Source organism: Mycobacterium sp. JS623, from assembly GCF_000328565.1.
Taxonomy (GTDB): domain Bacteria; phylum Actinomycetota; class Actinomycetes; order Mycobacteriales; family Mycobacteriaceae; genus Mycobacterium.
Genome location: NC_019966.1, coordinates 3936506 through 3951032, shown reverse-complemented (window position 1 = coordinate 3951032; position 14527 = coordinate 3936506). Strand labels below are relative to the sequence as shown.

At 64.5% G+C, this 14527-nt stretch carries 15 protein-coding genes; 4 read left to right on the top strand and 11 right to left on the bottom strand.

The genetic code is table 11. From position 1 onward, the window contains the following. Window positions 1-10: 10 nt before the first annotated feature. Complete coding sequence (locus MYCSM_RS19385; RefSeq protein WP_015307858.1) at window positions 11-2869, bottom strand: MMPL/RND family transporter; 2859 nt, start codon at window positions 2867-2869, stop codon at window positions 11-13. A gap of 75 nt (window positions 2870-2944) precedes the next feature. Between MYCSM_RS19385 and MYCSM_RS19380 the strand changes: the two genes are divergently transcribed. Then, window positions 2945-3211 carry a YdeI/OmpD-associated family protein gene (locus MYCSM_RS19380; protein ID WP_015307857.1) on the top strand — a complete coding sequence of 89 codons (267 nt, stop codon included), beginning with the start codon at window positions 2945-2947 and terminating at the stop codon, window positions 3209-3211. 4 nt (window positions 3212-3215) lie between these two features. Here the strand turns inward: MYCSM_RS19380 and MYCSM_RS19375 are convergent, their stop codons facing one another. Next, window positions 3216-3599 carry an SHOCT domain-containing protein gene (locus MYCSM_RS19375; RefSeq protein WP_015307856.1) on the bottom strand — a complete coding sequence of 128 codons (384 nt, stop codon included), beginning with the start codon at window positions 3597-3599 and terminating at the stop codon, window positions 3216-3218. 39 nt (window positions 3600-3638) lie between these two features. Continuing rightward, complete coding sequence (locus tag MYCSM_RS19370; RefSeq protein ID WP_015307855.1) at window positions 3639-4607, bottom strand: aldo/keto reductase; 969 nt, start codon at window positions 4605-4607, stop codon at window positions 3639-3641. A gap of 278 nt (window positions 4608-4885) precedes the next feature. Between MYCSM_RS19370 and MYCSM_RS19365 the strand changes: the two genes are divergently transcribed. Further along, window positions 4886-5296 carry a hypothetical protein gene (locus MYCSM_RS19365; RefSeq protein ID WP_015307854.1) on the top strand — a complete coding sequence of 137 codons (411 nt, stop codon included), beginning with the start codon at window positions 4886-4888 and terminating at the stop codon, window positions 5294-5296. A 6-nt stretch (window positions 5297-5302) separates the two neighbouring features. Here MYCSM_RS19365 and MYCSM_RS19360 read toward each other — a convergent pair whose 3' ends face one another. Next, the gene (locus MYCSM_RS19360; RefSeq protein WP_015307853.1) at window positions 5303-5638 is read right to left on the bottom strand and encodes a hypothetical protein; all 336 of its coding nucleotides are present in this window, start codon (window positions 5636-5638) and stop codon (window positions 5303-5305) included. A gap of 377 nt (window positions 5639-6015) precedes the next feature. Then, window positions 6016-6600 carry a hypothetical protein gene (locus MYCSM_RS38315; RefSeq protein ID WP_041312417.1) on the bottom strand — a complete coding sequence of 195 codons (585 nt, stop codon included), beginning with the start codon at window positions 6598-6600 and terminating at the stop codon, window positions 6016-6018. A 4-nt stretch (window positions 6601-6604) separates the two neighbouring features. Here MYCSM_RS38315 and MYCSM_RS38310 point away from each other — a divergent pair, with 4 nt between their 5' ends. Then, window positions 6605-7546: a hypothetical protein gene (locus MYCSM_RS38310; protein ID WP_157681356.1), complete on the top strand. Its 942-nt coding sequence runs from the start codon at window positions 6605-6607 to the stop codon at window positions 7544-7546. A gap of 58 nt (window positions 7547-7604) precedes the next feature. Here the strand turns inward: MYCSM_RS38310 and MYCSM_RS37865 are convergent, their stop codons facing one another. The 6 genes from MYCSM_RS37865 to MYCSM_RS19325 form a co-directional block, all read right to left on the bottom strand. Continuing rightward, entirely contained in the window at window positions 7605-7772 is a 168-nt protein-coding gene (locus tag MYCSM_RS37865) for a hypothetical protein (RefSeq protein WP_015307851.1), read from the bottom strand. Between the two features lie 323 nt (window positions 7773-8095). After that, window positions 8096-8836, bottom strand: coding sequence for an SDR family NAD(P)-dependent oxidoreductase (locus tag MYCSM_RS19345; protein ID WP_015307850.1), 741 nt, complete (start codon window positions 8834-8836; stop codon window positions 8096-8098). Window positions 8837-8866: 30 nt separating this feature from the next. Beyond that, on the bottom strand, window positions 8867-10474 hold the full coding sequence (locus MYCSM_RS19340) for an ABC transporter ATP-binding protein (protein ID WP_015307849.1): 1608 nt from the start codon (window positions 10472-10474) through the stop codon (window positions 8867-8869). Beyond that, entirely contained in the window at window positions 10471-11352 is an 882-nt protein-coding gene (locus MYCSM_RS19335; RefSeq protein WP_015307848.1) for an ABC transporter permease, read from the bottom strand. Before MYCSM_RS19335 ends, MYCSM_RS19340 begins: the two co-directional genes overlap by 4 nt. Beyond that, a complete protein-coding gene (locus tag MYCSM_RS19330) occupies window positions 11349-12314 on the bottom strand; it encodes an ABC transporter permease (protein WP_015307847.1) in 966 nt (321 codons plus the stop codon). Before MYCSM_RS19330 ends, MYCSM_RS19335 begins: the two co-directional genes overlap by 4 nt. Then, complete coding sequence (locus MYCSM_RS19325) at window positions 12314-13849, bottom strand: ABC transporter substrate-binding protein (protein ID WP_015307846.1); 1536 nt, start codon at window positions 13847-13849, stop codon at window positions 12314-12316. The genes MYCSM_RS19330 and MYCSM_RS19325 overlap by 1 nt, the downstream gene beginning before the upstream one ends. A gap of 92 nt (window positions 13850-13941) precedes the next feature. On the opposite strand from MYCSM_RS19325, the gene MYCSM_RS19320 reads away from it, so the two are divergent. Next, the gene (locus tag MYCSM_RS19320; protein WP_015307845.1) at window positions 13942-14463 is read left to right on the top strand and encodes a hypothetical protein; all 522 of its coding nucleotides are present in this window, start codon (window positions 13942-13944) and stop codon (window positions 14461-14463) included. The last annotated feature ends 64 nt before the right edge of the window (window positions 14464-14527 follow it).

Genomic DNA, 14527 nt, shown 5'->3' with positions numbered 1-14527 from the left:
GTGGGCGGCGTTACCGCACCCGGACTCGTTCTCGTGTCGGCGCGGGTCTGGCCCGCACGACCTGCGGCCACCAGAACCATCGGCCAAGCAACGCCGCAATCGACGGCGTCATGAAGGCGCGAATCACCAAGGTGTCGAACAACAAACCCAACCCGATGGTCGTGCCGATCTGGGCGACCACGACCATCGCGCTGACCGACATCGACATCATGGTGAACGCGAACACCAGCCCGGCGGCCGTCACGACGGATCCGCTGCCGCCCATCGCCCGAATGATCCCGGTGTTGATGCCGGCGGGAAGTTCCTCCTTCATGCGCGCGACCAACAACAGGTTGTAGTCCGCGCCGACCGCCAACAGGATGATGACCGCCATCGCCATCACCATGAATTGCAGTTGGGTCCCAAGCAGGTGCTGCCAGAACAGGACTGACAGGCCGAATGAGGCGCCGAGCGATAGCACCACGGTGCCCACGATGACGGCTGATGCCACAACACTGCGCGTGATGAGCAGCATGATGATGAAGATCATCGTCAGCGCAGCAACGCCGGCGATCATCAGGTCGTACTTGTTGCCGTCTTCCATGTCCTTGAACGTCGAGGCGGTGCCGCCGATGAAGACCCTGGATCCCTCCAGCGGTGTCCCCTTGATCGCTTCGAAAGTGGCGTTCTTGATCGCGTCGATGCGCTTGATGCCATCGGCGGACAGTGGATCTTCCTCGTGGGAGATGATGAACCGCACCGCGTGCCCGTTGGGGGAGATGAAGTTGTCCATGCCGCGTTTGAAGTCTTTGTTGTCGAAGATTTCTGGCGGCAGGTAGAAGGTGTCGTCGTTGTGGGAGTCGTTGAACGCATCGCCCATCGCGGACTGATTTTCGCTCATCGCATGCTGCTGATCCTGCTGACTGGATTGACTCGACTGCATGCTCAGCATCATGTCGCGCGCGTTGCGCATCGTCTCGATCGTCGGCGGCATCGTCGCAATCATTTGCGGCATAAGGGCATCGAGTTTGTTCAAGTCCGGCAGCAGACTCTGGAAGTCGTCGGTCATGGTGTCGACACCGTCCAACGCGTCGAACGTCGACCGCAGCGACCAACAGATCGGGATGTCGTAGCAGTGCGGTTCCCAGTACAAGTAATTGCGGATCGGCCGGAAGAAGTCGTCGAAATCGGAGATGTGATCCCGCAATTCGGCGACATCGACCGCCATCTGATTGGACTTGCCCACCATGCTGTGCGTCGTTGCGGCCATCTGTTCCATCAACACGATCATCCGATCCATGGTGTCGACGGTTCTCTGCATGTCGTTGGCCTGCACCTTCATCAGGGCCATCACGTTGTTCATGTAGTCGCGGTTCATTTCCTGGAACGTGCCGCTCATGCTCATCTGAGCCGGAATCGTGCTGAACTTCAGCGGCTTACCGTCAGGACGCGTGATCGACTGCACCCGTCCGATGCCGGGAACCTTGGTCACATACTTGGTGATCCGTTCGATAACCAGGAAATCGGCCGAATTGCGAAGGTCGTGATCGGTTTCGACGAGTAGCATCTCGGGGTTCATCCGGGCGACCGGGAAGTGCCGTTCGGCCGCGGCGAATCCCTCGTTCGCAGGCAAGTCGGCCGGAAGGTATTTCCGGTCGTTGTAGCTCGGCTCGTAGCCCGGCAGCGTCAGCAAACCGACCAATGCGAGAACCACCGACGCAAGTAGGATGAAGCCCGGCCACCGCACGATCGCGGCACCGATGCGTCGCCAGAACCGAATTCGCATGGCGCGCTTGGGCTCTAGTAGGCCGAAGCGGCTCGCGACGGTGATCATCGCGGGTCCAAGAGTCAGCGCCACAAGCACCGCGACGACCATGCCGACGGCCAGCGGCACGCCCAACGTCTGGAAATAGGGCAACCGGGTGAACGACAGGCAGAACGTCGCTCCGGCAATCGTCATACCCGACCCCAACACGACGTGCGCGGTGCCGCGGAACATGGTGTGGAAGGCCGACTCTCGGTCCTCTCCGACCGTGCGGGCCTCCTGGTAGCGCCCGATCAGGAAGATCGCATAGTCGGTCGACGCCGCGATGGCGAGGGTGACCAGAAGCTGAGTCGCGAACGTCGATAACCCGATCAGCTCGTGGTAGCCGAGAAACGCCACCACGCCACGGGTCACCGACAACCCCAGCATCAGCATCAGCAACACGAGCACAACCGTGAAGATGGAGCGATAGAAGAACAGCAGCATCGTGATGATGACGACGACGGTGACGATCTCGATCGTTCGGACGCTCTTGTTGCCCGCGGCCTCTTGGTCGGCCTGTAGCGCCGGTCCTCCGGTGACGAAGGCCTTGACCCCGGCCGGCGGAGTCAAGCTGTCGACGAGTTTGTGGACCGCATTGACTGATTCGTTGCCGAGAGCCTCGCCCATGTTGCCCGCGAGGTACACCTGCACGTACGCGGCCTTGCCGTCGTCGCTCTGCGCGCCGGCTCGTGTCAGCGGGTCGCCCCAGAAGTCCTGAATATGTTGGACGTGTTTGGTGTCGGCCCGCAGCTTGGCGACCATGTCGTCGTAGAACCGGTGCGCATCCTCGCCGAGCGGTTTGTCGCCCTCCAGCACGATCATTGCCGAACTGTCGGAATCGAACTCCTCGAAGACCTTGCCGATGCGCATCATCGCGGCAACCGACGGCGCCTCTTTCGGTGACATCGACACCGACCGCATCTCGCCGACGACTTCGAGTTGCGGCACGGCCAGGTTCAGCACCGCGATGACCGCGATCCAGCCAAGGATGATTGGGACCGCTAGGCGGCGTATCCATTTGGCGATTCCGGACCTCTGCGGATGCTGGCCCGGCGCGACGGGGTCGATCGTTGGGGCACTCACCAGGTCCTCAGTCTTACCAGAACTCTCCGCGCGGCCGTGGGCTCTCTCGGTCCGATACGCAGCTAATCTAACCTAATGAGCAGCCAACGAGTGCCTGGTGGGGTGGTGCATAAGCTGCCCGATGACCTGCGCAAGTCGTTGATCGCCAACGCCGCGGCGCTCGCCGCCTGGAAAGACATCACGCCGTTGGCGCGCAACGAGTTCATCTGCTGGGTCGAGGACGCCAAGCAGCAGGCGACCCGGGAGCGGCGTATTCGCCGGACTCATGAGGAACTAGAGGAGGGCATGCGCCGACCCTGCTGCTGGCCGGGGTGCAAGCATCGCGAGCGCACCGGCAGGTAAGGCGTCAGATGCTGTAGATGATCTGTTGACGCTTGGCGCTGTATTCGGAGTCCGATATCGCGCCGCTGGCGTGCATGCCGTCAAGCTCCTGCAGGCGTTGAGAAACCGGCGCGGCGGGCACCGAAGGCGCCGGGGGCGGCGGTGTCTGCGCACCGATGTTGTGGTGCCAGGGCTGCATCGGGCGGACCGACCGCTCGCCAAAGTTGAACAGTCCGAGTCGGAGCAGCAGGACAACCAAACCGATCCCACCAAAGGGCACTCCGAAGTACATCCAGCTGCCCGATATGCCGTACTCGCTCAGCATGACGAACCGCATCACCATCGACAGAGCGAACAGACCGACGACCACCGCGAGGACGGTCACTGCCACCTTGTTGTTGTTGTTCATGCGGCAAGTTGACTCGGCCCCCGGCGCTACCGATCCCAACTAACGGCCGAGCTTCTCGCGCACCCGTTCGTTCAAATAGCGGCCGGTCGACACCGGCCGGAACGCCCTGGCGGCCGCGGTGAGCGCATCCTGCGACTCGGAGCTCAGCTCGATATCGGCGGCGGCGACGTTGAACTCGAGTTGTTCCACACTGGACGCTCCGGGGATCGCGACGACGTTGGGCAGGCTGATCAGCCATGCCAGCGCGACCTGCGCGGGTTTGGCGTGCGCCTCTGCCGCGACCTCACGCAGCGTCTGCAGCAGGGGTTCGACCCGACGCAGATTCTCGGTGCCGAACAGCTGGTTGGCCGCCCGCACGCCGCCGGGCCGGTTGTCGACCCCGTACTTGCCGCCGAGCAGGCCCTGCGCCAGCGGGCTGTAGGCGATCACGATGCGGTTCTCCCGTTCGGCGAACGGCACGAGGTCTTCGAGCGCGCTGGGCCTGGCCAGCGAGAACTGCACTTGGTTGCTGATCACCGGGCGCCCGAGCGCGGCGTCGGCCTTCTTCCAACGCTCGAGCGAATAGTTCGAGACGCCGGCCGCGCCGATGTCGCCGCTGTCCAGCAGGCTGCGCATCCCGGGCATGATCACCGAGTCGGGGACCACGGGGTTGGGCTGGTGGATTTGATAGAGCGGGATGCGGTCGACCTGTAACCGCCGCGCGCTGGCCCGTTCGCGCTGTTTGATCACCGGTGGAAACGGCGCGACCGGAAAGATCTTGCTGGCCAAGGCAACTGAGGAGCGTTGGTCACCGAGCGCGTCGCCGAGGATGCGCTCACTGGTGCCCATCGCATATATCTCGGCGGTATCGAACAGGGTCACCCCCAACGCCAGCGCCCGCTGAACGATATCGCGGGCAACACCCGTGGAGTAGTTGTCTCCGTATCCCCACTCGCGCGAGCCGAACTGCCAGGTGCCCACACCGATCCGACTGACTCGCCCGATTCCGTCGACGTCGAGGTATTTCATGTGCCCACCGTACTGAGTCTGGAAATTCGAGTAGCCGACTACGCGTGCGCGAGTGGGCTGTCAGCGCGATGCTTTTCGCTATCAACAGCTCGGCCGCGAGCGGCGAACGCGGGGGACGCCGCTCGCGGCCACAGCAATCGTCGGCGCGACGATCGCATTTGACGCTCTCGTCTGTACCCCGTTGGTGGCATGCGGTTTTGGGTTGGAGCCAATCGGGCCACCGAATCGGTCCCGCTGGCAAATAATGGGGCTACGCCGCCAGCGAACCGGAGGGCAGGATGAACGTCACACGTGGTCTTGCAGCAGCCGCCCTACTCGCCGGAGGTGCCCTCGGTCTCGCCGGACCGGCCCACGCTGACGGCTTCAGCGGCACCTTCATCCCCAACGGACCGGGGTTGAATTCCACCTGGGTGGTCACCTCGTGCGGCCCGGGCTGCGCCCGCGTCTCGGACAGCAACGGCTGGTCCGCGGATGCTCACCCGTTTGGCGGAGTGTGGAGATTCGTCGCGGATCTGCCTGACGGAACGAAATGCAACAACGACGGCGTGCTTCCCGGAAAGGTCACCTTTTACGTCGACGCTGCGCAAGACAATGGCACGATGCTGACCACGATTCCGGCTGCGGGATGCAGATGGGGACTCGCGCCCGGCTACTCCCAGCCGATCTTCATCACGTTGACCAGGATCTGAGCGGCGTCAGAAACCGATTCCCACGCCGATGCCGCCCCAGTCGTCGTCATCGGGATTTGGACACGAAACGTCGACGTAGACCGTGTCCAACGTGTCGCCGGTAGGCGGTGAGTGGTTGGGGTTGTGAATGGCCGTGACCTTGCACCAGTGCAGCGGCACAGAAGGCACACCGCTCACCCAGTTGATCTGGACGTCGTATCCCTGGGCTTGCAGGTCGTCGACGGTGGCACGGGCGTCCTCGGCACCGGCCACCGGCCACACCGGCTCGGCAGCCGCGACGGGTGGGCAGGCGACCGAGAGGGCCATCAGCGCCGCGGCGGCCCTGCCGAACTTGAGTGACATAGCGGTCCTCCTGACCCGCTGGCCGGTCCTTCAATGATGCGCCAGTCGTTGTAACAGTTCCGGCAAACCAGCGATGAATTAGCAGACCGCGGCAACTGCTGGACCGGGCCCAGCGTTGGGGGAGATGGCTGCGCATGGCTGCAGTGACGGAGCAATCCGCCACTCGCCGTTAGTAGAGGAGTCGATGCACAGATGAGTGCACCGCTTGAAATCTGCTCTAAGCGAGGCGTTGTCGCTGTTTTGGCGACGGGAGTCGTGATCTCCCTCACAGCCCTCACTGGAGGTGTCGCGCCGGCGTTCGCGAAGCCGGACACCGATCCGGTCATCACGACGACCGCTGCGGCGCCGGAGCCGAAGTCGCCGGTCGCGGAAGAGACTCAAGCTCCCGCACCGCAGGCGCCACCGAAAGCGCCGGCCGTTGCGCCCGCCGCACCCGTCGAGCCGGCACCGCAGACGCAGCAGCAGACGCCGCAGACGCAGCAGGCGATCGAACCGGTCGCACCGGCTCCCGTCACACAGATGACTACCGCCCCCGTCGTGACGGCAGTCGCGCCCGCCTCGCCGACCGCCACGTCGGCTCCGACTGTGACGAAGGTCGAGTCGCAGGCGCCGCGCGCTGTCGCCCCGAGCTCTGACACGCCCACGGTGACCTCGCCCGCGGCGTCACCGAGCCCCGCCACGCAGGCGCCGGCGTCCTCGCCGTCCGCGACCGCGAGCGCCTCTGCAACGGCGTCGGTTGGCTCCGTGCCGCCGTCGGCCGCGCTGGTGCCACCGAACTCGGCAACCGCGGACCTGCCGTCGACGGGTAGCACGGCATCGTCGCCGTCCAGCGCGTCAGCCTCGCCGTCCAGCGAGTCCGCTACCGCTGGGAGCGAGCCGAAGGTGAGCGCGGCCCAGAACTCGCCCGCCACCGGAACATCGGGCGAACCCACCGTCTCGGTCACGCAGGCCGCGAAGGTCATCCAGATGTCGGAACCGCAGACACTGGATGCGCCCAAAGCGGATATCGAGGTCGCCAAGAACGCCAAACCTGTTGAGGTGAAAGCAGATCCGGCGCCGAAGCAAGATGTTGATTCGATCGCGAGCTCGATCGGACTTGATCTCGGCAAGAAGGGACCGCTCGGTGTCGACGCCAGCGCGAGCGCGAAGGTTGATGCCCGACTGGCCAGCGACCGCGTGTTCGATCGTCCGATCCGTCAGTGGAGGCCGGATTGGGTGCAGTACGACGAGTATTACCGGCCGATCATCCTGAACCCGTATCACGAGCGCGTTCGGATTGTGTACATGTACGAGAACGCTCCGCGGATCATCTGGATCCCGCCGCTGGCACGGGCCGTCCTCGAGGTGGCGCAGTTCGCGGCCTACAGCTTCACTGCCGTCGTCGACACCGCGGCCAACATCGTCAACGCTGCAGTGAACACGGCCCTCAACGTGGCGGTCGGCTCGTTCTTCGGTGGCGGCTACGTCCCGGCGGTCGGGCTTCCGCTGCCGCCGCCTCCGCCTCCGGTGTTGCGCTACGACAACGTCCCGGTGTTCGTGAACTACTCGCACGCCCGGTATGAGCCGTTCCGCGTGCGGCGCATCATCGACGTCGGCGACGACCCCCAATTCGGAGAGCGCAAGGTATTGCTCGACGGCGCGACTCCCGCGTGGGGTGAATGGACGCAGACAGCAAGTGGCGAGCGGCAATTCGAGGTGCACAGGACCCAGCAGTTCCCGGGTCTGGACGCCCCGCAGGAAGCACCGCTACCGGGCGACTACCAGCTGCGGCTGGCCTCCGATGAGTCACCGTCCGGCATGACTGGACGCGACATCTTCCTGTATGTCGCTGCAGGGGTGACAGTGGCGCTGGGCTTCGGTGCGATCGGCCTCGTACTGTTCCTCGGACGCCGTCGGCCACAGCACTAAACAGAGCACACAACGAAAGAGGGGCACCCGAAATGGGTGCCCCTCTTCGTATGTTGGGTTAGCGGCTCTGCTGCACGCTGGTGTCGACCTGGGGGACGCTTACCGTCGGTTGGACGTCATGGACCCAATCATGGTGGCCGGCGTCGGCCGACGCCGGGCCTGCCAGACCGAGGACCGCTGCGGTCAGGCCGCTTGCGATGATGGTGGCAAATCCGAGCTTCTTCATTGTTCTGTCCTTCTCTTGTCCGCTCGCCGCGGCGTGACGGTCGCGGTTCGTTGGCTTCTGGTGCCGCCGGGGAGGTTGTCTCCGCCGGTCTGATGGGTAGAACAGACCAGGTCAGGGGTTTAATTCCGATGGCAGTAATTGGTTGACCGTTGGCAGGAATCCACTACGTGCAGCCGTGAGACGGACCCGATTAACGCCTTGGGGTGACCGGGGTCACGAGTCGAGCGACCCACTGCCCTGCAAAAGGCTTTGAAACTGCGGGGAGATCGCGATCTGGGGCTAATCTGCGATCTGCCCGCATTCGCGGGGAGGAGGCCGACTCGTCAGCCCGCGCCCTTGCCGTTGTCGACGCGGTACACCGCACCATGGATGGCCGCGGCGTCGTCGCTCGCCAGAAACGCGATCGCCTTGGCCACATCGACGGTCTCCATGAAGCCGCGCGGCGAGGCGATGCGCAGGATCAGGTTCCAGTCGGCGTTGTCCGGCGCCTGAAACTCCGTGGACTGCGCGGTCGGCATGCCGCCAGGGCACACCGCGTTCACCCGCAGCTTCTCTTTGGTGAATTCGACCGCCAGCGCGCGCGTCAGCCCGATCAGTCCATGCTTGGCGGCGCAGTACCCCGCCGAATACACCTCGCCCTCGACGCCGGCGATCGACGACACGTTGACGATGTTGCCGCCCGTCTCGAGCAGGTGAGGAAGCGCGGCCCGGCACAGATAGAACGGCCCGTTCAGGTTCACCGCGAGGTCGCGGTCCCACTCCTCGTCGGTCATCGTCGGCGTGTGCCGCATCTGATGGAAGCCAGCGATATTGGCCAGGATGTCAACGCGCCCGAACTCGGCGACGCAGTCGGCGACGGCCCGCTTACAGGCGACCGGATCGGCGATGTCCACCGACGTGTACTCGCCACCCGGCACGCTTTCGAACACGGTCGCCATCCGGTCGGCGTCGCGCGCGATCCCGAAAACAGAGGCGCCCCGTTCGGCGAAGAGCTGCGCGGTCACGGCACCCAGTCCCGCTGAGGCGCCGGTAACCAATGCGACCTTGCCATCGAGTTGTGTCATGGCAAGACCTTCTCATGGGCCTTCGGCGCGTCAAACGGCGGCGCGTGGTCGCGCGGGCGGGACTGCCGCCAACAACGCGCGGGTGTAGTCGTGCTCGGGGTCGGCGAACAGCTCCGCGGCGGTTCGATATTCGACCGCCTCGCCGTCACGCATCACCAACACCTCGTGGCTCATCTGCTGGATGACCGCTAGATCGTGTCCGATGAACAGATACGTCAACCCGAGCTCGCGTTGCAGGTTCGTCAACAAGTCCAGGACATGAGCCTGCACCGAAACATCCAGCGACGCAGTCGCTTCGTCGAGAATCAACAGCTCCGGCTCTGCGGCCAGCGCGCGGGCGATGCTCACACGCTGTCGCTGCCCACCCGACAGCTCATGCGGGTAACGGGAAGCGAATGACGCAGGCAGACCGACAAGTTCGAGTAGTTCCTTTACCCGGGCCTGACGACCACCCTTGCCGGGTGCGAGTCCGTGTACCCGCAACGGTTCGTCGATCACCGTCTGCACCTGCATGCGTGGGTTCAGTGACGAGAACGGATCCTGAAAGACCAGACCGATCTTGCGGCGCAGCGCCTTCGCGGCCGCCCCACGAACACCGAATATGTCCACACTGTCCAACCGCGCGGTACCCGCGTCCGGCTCGACGAGCCCCGTGAGCGCGCCGGCGACAGTCGACTTGCCCGACCCGGACTCGCCGACCAGGCCCAGTGTGGCGCCCCGGCGGATTTCGAACGAAAGGTGTTTCACCGCATGCACTGTCGACTTGCCAACCAGCGTCGTCACCGCGAACTGCACGTCGAGACCGTCGACCCGGAGCAACACCGGCGCATCATCGGGCACCGGCGCAGGCCCGGACCGGCCGACGAGCGGGCGCGCGTGCAGCAGCTCCCGGGTATACGCGTGCTGCGGATGGTCGAAGACGTCGAGGATCGGTGCCTGCTCGACCATTTCACCTTCGCGCAACACGATTACGTCGTCGGCCACTTGACCGATCACGCCGAGATCGTGACTGATCCACACCACCGCGGTACCGAAATCCCGCTGCAGATCCCGCACCAACCCGATGATCTGAGCCTGTGTCGTCACATCCAGCGATGTGGTCGGCTCGTCGGCGATCAGCAGTTCGGGATCGCACGCCAGCGCGATCGCGACCATCACCCGCTGCCGCTGGCCGCCCGACAACTGGTGGGGATAGGCGTGCAGACGCGTCTGCGGATCCGGCAGTCCGACCGCCTTGAGCAACTCCAGGGCGCGGGTGTTGGCCTGCCGTCGTGTCATCTTCCGGTGTGTCTCAAGCGATTCAGTGATCTGGCGCTCCAACGTGAGCAACGGATTCAGCGACGTGCCGGGGTCTTGGAAGACGAAGCCGATCCTGCCGCCGTGCACACTGCGCAGCAGCCGAGGCGATGCGCCGACGAGTTCTGTCCCGTCGGCCAAGGCGCTGCTGCCCGCGACGACCGCGCCGGGAGCATCCAGCAAGCCCGTGGCGGCAAGTACCGTCATCGTCTTTCCCGATCCGGACTCGCCGACGATTCCGAGTGTCTGCTCGCGATCGATGTCGAAGCCGACATCTCGGACGATCTGACGGTCGCCAATGCCGACCCGCAGGCCACGCACGCTCAGTATCGGATCGGTCACCGCTTGCCCCTGGCCTCGATCATCGTGCGCTGCTTGGGATCCAGCACGTCGCGCAGCCCATCGCCGACCAAATTGAAGGCCAGCACGATGACGAAGATCGCCGCGCCGGGAAACACGGCCATCCACCACGCCATCGTCACGAACCCCTGCGAATCGAAGATCATCCGGCCCAGCGACGGCTGCGGCGGCTGGATGCCCAGCCCGAGAAACGAGAGCGCCGCCTCGGACAGAATCGCGAACGCCAGCGACAGTGACGTCTGCACGATCAGAGGCCCGGAGATATTCGGAACGATATGGCGGGCAAGGATGTACAGGTTTCCGGTGCCCATCGCGCGCGACATCTGGACATACGGCTCCACGCGCACGCTCAGCGTGCTGGCGCGGGCCACCCGCGCGAAGATCGGCGTGTAGACGATACCGATCGCCAGAATCGTCGTCGTCGTTCCCGGTCCGAGGATCGCGACGACAGCAAGGGCCAACAGCAGCACAGGGAATGCGAACATCACGTCGACGATGCGCATGAATACCGTATCGACCCAGCCGCCACGGTAGCCGGCGATGACACCGACCGTGATGCCGACAACGACGGCAAACGCGACGCTGATGACCGCAACACGCATCGATGCCTGCGTCGCTACCAACACTCGTGAGAACACATCTCGGCCCAATTCGTCGGTGCCAAACCAATGCTCGCCACTAGGTGATCGCAGTGCGTTCGGGACGTCGATGTCGTTGATTCCGAAGGGGGCGATCCAGTTGGCAACCAGCGCAACGACGACCACGACGGTTAACACGGCTGCGCTCACGACGGTCACCGGATTGCGCAACAGCAGCCGCCACGACGCGACGCGCGTCGATTCGCCCGTAAGTGTGCTCATGCCAACCGGATCCTCGGATCGACCACCGCGTACAGCACATCCACGAACAGGTTGATGATGAGGAACAGCGTGGCGATCAACAACACCGCGCCCTGGATCACGGGGTAATCGCGTGCCGCGACCGCGTTGTACACCAGCCGGCCGAGGCCCGGCCAGGCAAACACGACCTCGACGACGATCACCCCGCCGAGAATCGTCGCCAGCTGGATACCGGTGATGGTCAGCACCGGGACGAGCGCGTTACGCACGGTGTGGCGGAACGTCACGACGCGCGGCGGCAATCCCTTCGACCGCGCGGTGCGGACGTAACCCATCGACGCGACCTCCAGCACGGCGGACCGGACGTATCGCGTCATGATCGCCGCGGCCACCAAACCGACTGTCAGAGCTGGCAATACGATGTGGCGCAGCCAACCTGCCGGGTCGTCGAACAGCGGACGATATCCGGAGGTGGGGAACCAGCCCAGCGTCGTCGCGAACAGCGCGATCAGCAAGATCCCCAACCAGAAATCGGGAATCGACACCCCGAACTGGCTTGTGATGCGCACGATCGCATCGGAGACACGGCCCTCGCGCAGCGCCGCGAAGATTCCTGCAGGCAGCGCGATCACCAACGCGATGAAGATGCCTGCCACGCCGAGTGACACCGTGGCGGGCAAGCGTTCGAGCAGCGTGACGGTAACGGGATCGCCGTTGCGGAAACTGACGCCGAGATCGCCGGTGAGCGCGGACCCGATGTAGCCGAAGAACTGTTCGACGATCGGCCGGTCCAGACCGCTTGCCGAGCGCAACGCCTGGTAAGCCTCAGGGGTGTAGCGGGTGCCCAGCGCGATGCGGACCGGGTCGCCCGGAACGAGATGCACGAGCGCGAACACCGCGACGAGCACACCCAGCAGGACGACAAGGGAGTAGAGCAGCCGCCGTGCGATGAAACGGAGGATCGGATGGGTGAATACGGCCATCACGTCGCCTCACCGGCGGCCAGCGTCGCGGTGCTGAACCGGACCGCGCGGTCGCGGCGCGCCTCGTAACCCGACAGTCGCGTCGTCCAGGCTTGGATCACCGACGGGTTGTACAGGTAGATGTAGCTCACCTCGTCGGCGATGATCGTGGCAGCCTTGGCGTAGTCGTCGGCGCGCGCGTTCCGGTTGGTTTCCACGCGCCCCGCATCGAGCAGTCGGTCGACCTCGCGATTGGAGAACTTCTGCGCGTTGCTGCTGCCGTCGGTGTGGTGTTGGGCGTAATAGAAGTCGTCGGGGTCGATGTTGCCCAGCCAGCCCATCATCAGCATGTCGAAGTGGCCGTTGTTTTGCTCGTCGAGCCATGTCGCGAAGTCGACAGTGCGGATGTTCACGGTGATACCAAGTGGTGCAAGGTTATCCGCGATGATCTGCGCGGCCGTCACCGTTTCCGGATACTCGGTGGTCACCAGCATGTCCAGGGTCTTGGGCGCGACGCGGGCTTCTGCCAGGAGTCCTTTGGCTTTGTCGATGTCGTGGCGGTAGGTGTCGTAGGGGGTGTAGAAGGGATTGCCCTGCGGGATCGCGAGTTGATTGGCGACAGCGGTCCCGTAGGTCGTCGCCTGGACGATGGCGTCGCGGTCGATGGCGTAGGCGATCGCCTGCCGGACGCGCACATCGTTCCACGGCGGGCGGGCCTCGTTCAGCGCGAGGTACCAGTAGTCGTTGCTCGGCGTCGCTGCGAGCGTGATGGAGTCGTCGCCCTTCAGCGCAGCGACGCGTTGCGGGGGAATGGCGTCGGTCCAGTCGATCTCACCGGCCTGAAGCGCCGACAGTGCCGTCGACGGTTCCGAGATGAACCGGAACGTCACCCCCGAAACCTTCGGCGGCCCAGCCCAATACGTCGGGCTCGCCTTCAAAGTGATTGAGTCGCCGCTCTTCTGGCTTGCGAACGCGAAGGGGCCCGTCCCCACGGGATGCGTTGCGATCTGGCCGCTCTCGACGTTGCGGCGCGACACGATCGCCACGCCTTTGAACCCGCCGAGGTTGGTCAAGAGATTCGGCGTCGGCTGCTTCAAGGTGATTCGCACGGTCGACGGGTCTGTTGCGGTGACCCCGGTGACTGCGCTGAACTTGTCGGCATTAGCCAGCTTCTGGTCAATGATGCGCCGATACGAGTAAACGACGTCGTCGGCGGTGAACGGGCTGCCGTCGTGAAACGTGACGCCGCGACGCAGATGGAATGTCCAGGCCAGTTGGTCGGGGCTGACGTCCCACGACTCGGCGAGTCCGGGCCGCATCTCCAGGTTCGCATCGGGCGCCACGAGCGTGTCGAAGACGTTCTCGAGCACCTCGAAGGAGAAGTAGGCACTGGTCTTCTGCGGGTCGAGTTGGTCGGGCTCGCCCGCGATCGCGGCGACGAGATTGCCGGATGAATCGCCGCCGAGATCGACCCGGGATCCCGTCGAACAGGCGGTGAGGGCAACCACGAGCGATACGACGACCCCGACAGCGGCCAGCACCGCTGGTTTCGTCACCAAGGCTCTCTACCCCCAAAAAGCGGCATCCGAAACCACGGCGCGCCACCAAACCGTGACTTAGTAAAACCAAGACTGCGATACTCAGCGACGTGAGAATCATCCGTGGTCTGGCCGCAGCCGTCATCGTGGCGTGCGCGGCCCTTGGGTTCGCCGGCCCCGCCCACGCTGATCAGGTCATCCAGGGCGTTTACACCTACACGCCGGAGCAGGGTGACAGCGGGACCTACACGATCTGGCCGTCCTGCGTACCGGTCGTCGGAGACCTGCGCGAGCCGCTGAACCTGCCGGTCGCCTGCAGGCTGCACATGGACGCGTCGTCAGGTCTGGCCGGCGGTATCGCACGGCTGACCGGCGGCGTTTGGGAGTGGACCTATAACACAAGCCAGGGGATGAAGTGCCCCGACGGTAGCTGGGCGCCAACGGTCGAGACGTTCAAGTTCGACGACCTCACCATGACGGGCACCCGCAACATCGCACACAACGACGTTTGCGGACTGCAGCCGGGGATCATCACAATCCCGTTCACGATGTCTTACCAGGGACCGCTGCCAATTCCGGTCGAGCAGTATCCGCTGTACTGCGAGCCCGCCGGGCTGCGCATCTGCCAGTAGTGGTCCGCTGGCGCCCCAGCGCTCACACCGGTACTGCTGTCCCGCTGCTCACCGGCAAGGTGGT

Excerpts from the sequence above, each read along its gene's own strand:
- MYCSM_RS19330 (WP_015307847.1), bottom strand. The coding sequence starts at position 12,314 with ATGGCCGTATTCACCCATCCGATCCTCCGTTTCATCGCACGGCGGCTG.
- MYCSM_RS19335 (WP_015307848.1), bottom strand. The coding sequence starts at position 11,352 with ATGAGCACACTTACGGGCGAATCGACGCGCGTCGCGTCGTGGCGGCTG.
- MYCSM_RS19375 (WP_015307856.1), bottom strand. The coding sequence starts at position 3,599 with ATGAACAACAACAACAAGGTGGCAGTGACCGTCCTCGCGGTGGTCGTC.
- MYCSM_RS38310 (WP_157681356.1), top strand. The coding sequence starts at position 6,605 with ATGTCGGAACCGCAGACACTGGATGCGCCCAAAGCGGATATCGAGGTC.
- MYCSM_RS19360 (WP_015307853.1), bottom strand. The coding sequence starts at position 5,638 with ATGTCACTCAAGTTCGGCAGGGCCGCCGCGGCGCTGATGGCCCTCTCG.
- MYCSM_RS19345 (WP_015307850.1), bottom strand. The coding sequence starts at position 8,836 with ATGACACAACTCGATGGCAAGGTCGCATTGGTTACCGGCGCCTCAGCG.
- MYCSM_RS19380 (WP_015307857.1), top strand. The coding sequence starts at position 2,945 with ATGAGCAGCCAACGAGTGCCTGGTGGGGTGGTGCATAAGCTGCCCGAT.
- MYCSM_RS38315 (WP_041312417.1), bottom strand. The coding sequence starts at position 6,600 with ATGACCTTCGCGGCCTGCGTGACCGAGACGGTGGGTTCGCCCGATGTT.
- MYCSM_RS19365 (WP_015307854.1), top strand. The coding sequence starts at position 4,886 with ATGAACGTCACACGTGGTCTTGCAGCAGCCGCCCTACTCGCCGGAGGT.
- MYCSM_RS37865 (WP_015307851.1), bottom strand. The coding sequence starts at position 7,772 with ATGAAGAAGCTCGGATTTGCCACCATCATCGCAAGCGGCCTGACCGCA.
- MYCSM_RS19370 (WP_015307855.1), bottom strand. The coding sequence starts at position 4,607 with ATGAAATACCTCGACGTCGACGGAATCGGGCGAGTCAGTCGGATCGGT.